Source organism: Helicobacter cetorum (assembly GCF_900198405.1).
In the GTDB taxonomy this organism is placed as follows: Bacteria; Campylobacterota; Campylobacteria; order Campylobacterales; family Helicobacteraceae; genus Helicobacter; species Helicobacter cetorum_C.
The window spans coordinates 1-3,288 of record NZ_FZMR01000037.1 but is presented as its reverse complement, the minus strand read 5'-3'; the positions used below and the strand labels follow the sequence as shown (position 1 = coordinate 3,288).

Annotated in this window: 3 protein-coding genes; all 3 read left to right on the top strand. The window is 32.8% G+C overall.

The window, feature by feature from the left end:
- The first annotated feature begins 184 nt into the window (after positions 1-184).
- The 3 genes from C6H25_RS08995 to C6H25_RS08225 all read left to right on the top strand — a co-directional run bounded on the left by C6H25_RS08995 (position 185) and on the right by C6H25_RS08225 (position 3,249).
- Positions 185-316, top strand: coding sequence for a hypothetical protein (locus tag C6H25_RS08995; protein WP_267891816.1), 132 nt, complete (start codon positions 185-187; stop codon positions 314-316).
- 601 nt (positions 317-917) lie between these two features.
- A complete protein-coding gene (locus C6H25_RS08230; protein WP_104748943.1) occupies positions 918-1,355 on the top strand; it encodes a hypothetical protein in 438 nt (145 codons plus the stop codon).
- 40 nt (positions 1,356-1,395) lie between these two features.
- The gene (locus tag C6H25_RS08225; RefSeq protein WP_104748942.1) at positions 1,396-3,249 is read left to right on the top strand and encodes a DUF262 domain-containing protein; all 1,854 of its coding nucleotides are present in this window, start codon (positions 1,396-1,398) and stop codon (positions 3,247-3,249) included.
- Positions 3,250-3,288: the final 39 nt, after the last annotated feature.

The window sequence follows — 3,288 nt, the reverse complement described above, 5'->3', positions numbered from 1 at the left end:
TACGAGTTCCTCTCTGGTCTCGTGGGGTCGGGAATTTGTATAGGGGACAGTGTTAGCTCTTGGTTTAACTTTTAAAGAACTTAAAAGCTCGTCGTTAAAAACGAAATGTAATTATAGACACGCAATGCTTAAAGTTTGCTTAAAGATTTGAGAGAATTGAAAATAAATGATAAAAAGGGTTTAGATGGGGGTTGAAAATGAATTTGATAGAGGGGGGTTAGGTTGTTGTGAGTGCTTTGAATGGGGGGTTAGGGGGATAAGAGTAAGAAAGAGAAAAAGATTAAAAGAAGTTGCAGTGAAGATAGAGATTAGATAGAGATTAGATAGAGATTAGATAGAGATTAGATAGAGATTAGATAGAGATTAGATAGAGATTAGATAGAGATTAGATAGAGATTAGATAGAGATTAGATAGAGATTAGATAGAGATTAGGGGGTTAATTTATGGGGTTGGGGAGATTATTGAATATTCTAGTTAGATGTGTTGCAAAAAAGAAGCCATAACAAAGAGGGTTTCTAACACCAAGAGCTATGGAGTTATACGGAATTAAAAGATATTTTAGTTTGTATTCAATGAAATTATGGAAGCTCTTATTGATAATTGCTAGGTATAATACCAAAAACTTGTTTCAAAAAGGGTAGGAATGACAATCAATCAATCAATCAAGCAATCAAGCAATCAATCAATCAAGCAATCAAGCAATCAAGCAATCAAGCAATCAAGCAATCAAGCAATACTACTATAATTCCACAAAATTTACTTAGAAAACCACATCTTTTTAATTTTTCTTGTTTTATTTTTAGTTATTTACCCTTTTATTTGCATCCATAGTGTCCTTGGAAAAATTTAATTTGATAAGCCCCATTTTTTAGAAAATCAGTGGGGCTTACAGAATTAAATTTCAAAGGAGCTAGAAATGGCAAAGATAGAAGATTTAGAAGTGCATGAAAAATACAACTTGTTGTTGTGTGTGGTTTCACCCGCATATAAAGGAACAATTCCGGGAAATGAGAATTTTAGAAAAGAGTGTGATGAATGCACTCTAGATTACTATCGCATAAGAAGAGGCGAAGTGGCTCAGTATGAAGATTTTGAGGCTATGCGTAAAGTGGATTACATTATTGGTATTGTGAATGAGGATTTAACTAGAGGGGCTGAAGTCCAACGCAGTGTCTTTGCTCTAAAAATTGACCATGACACTATTGAGTGCGATGAAGAGGGAGCGTTAAAGGTTGAGGGAGTTTGCGCTCAAAAGGGTAGCAAAGAATACGAAGAGTTAGTCAATAGGAATACTTGGCATTTTACGCATAATCGCCAAATTTCAGCACCAAAGTTGATTAAGCGAAAAAGTTAAGTGGCTAACAGTTTTTAAATAACAACAAGAAAGGATTTTTATGAAATTATTGAATTTAGATGAAGTGATTGATAAAGGCGTGTTTGAAATCCCTAATTATCAAAGAGGCTATGCATGGCAAGAAAGACAATTAAAGGATTTTTGGAATGATTTAGAGTATATCTCTAAGCTAGAAAATAAGTTTCATTACATGCACAATCTTACTTTAAGGTTAATGAGAGAGGCTGAAGATGAGCTTGATTTGCCTGATTTTGAAGTTGTAGATGGCCAACAACGATTGACTACAAGTCTAATGCTATTAGGTCTTTTAGCAAAGGCTACCAAGAATGAAGACAAACATTCTTTAAAAAGTCTAAAACCCACTTTATACTATAGCTATAATTATTATGATGTAGATGACGCTTTTGAGGCTATTGTTGAAGAAGAAAAAGATTTAGAAAAATTTAAAACTTCTTTTTATGCTAAGAATTTTATTAATGCTTATGAATTTTTTGAAGAAAAAATCAGCAATACACCCATGGATACGCTCAATAAAATGTTTGATGCCCTTACAAAAAGAATGCTTTTTAGCGTGGTGGAATTAAATGATAGTAGGATAGATAAATTCAGTTCTTTTGAGACCATTAATAATCGTGGTAAAGAGCTATCTACTTTAGAATTGTTAAAAAATCGTTTGCATTTCATAGCGCATAAGATTTGTGATGGAGACAAATTAGAAGAGCTTCAAGATTTTATCAATAGCACCTATACTAGTCTTTATGATAGTTTGAAAAATTTTCAAGATTCTCATTTAGAGAGTTTTTTAAAACATTTTGTAGCGTATTATTATGGGGAGAAAGGGAATTTTAAGGCAAGGTTATTGGATATGGAGTTTAACGCCCATAAAAGATACACCCATAACACAAATTTAGATGATGAATATGAAAAAATAGAGGATTTATTATTATTCATTAAATATTCTTCTTGGGTTTGGGATTTTTTACACACACTTGATGAAGAGGCTATTATCATGGATTATACAGATGATAATGGCGATGAAAAGAAACTTAAAATTGAAATCACACCTAAAATGAGTGTTTTATTAGACAAAATGCGCCGTTTAAACGCCTTGAGCGATAATGCGTTCATGCCCTTATTACTTTCTATTTTTACAACGCAACTTCTATTAAAATTTATTGATAAACAGCCCTATACCACCAAAGAATTAGAGGATTTATTAGTGGATTTAGAGCGTTTTGGATTTTTAGTCTATGGGGTTGCTGGTAGGGACACTGCTAAAGATAAATTGATTAATTTAGCCTTTCAAAACATTCAAGCGTATAGAGTGGGAGCAGAGCGAGTAACCATTAAAAATCTTCCAACATTAAAAGAAGGGTTTTTTAAGGGGAAACATAGTGGCTTAGAATTACTTGAAGAGCGTATTAATCTTAAAACTAAACCTAAAAAATGGTATGAGTGGGGCAAGGCACTAAACTACTTGCTTTATGAATATGAGTTACACCATAACCCTACAACAACCCTTGATTTTAGTGAAAGTGCAGAAAGCATAGAGCATATTTTACCCCAAACTCCTGATAAAGGCTATAGCGCCAAAGAAAAAAATCTTGCTAAAAAACCAAGCGTTGTGCATGCGTTAGGAAACTTGCTCTTACTCCCTAAAAACACTAACAGCTCTTTAAGCAATAAACCATTTGATGAGAAAATCAAAGAGTATAAAAAGGGTTCTTATAGTGAAAAAGAAGTCGCTAAAAATGCTTCTTGGGGTATTACAGAGATTAAAGAAAGGAGTGAGAAGTTACTAGATTTTTTAATCAAACATTGGAATATCGCTGAATTAGTTAGTGAAGATGAGATTAAAGCTTTTAAAGACGCTCTTTTAAAAGAGATTAAATAATTTTAATCATCAAAAACAAAAAACGGAGGGGGATTAAGT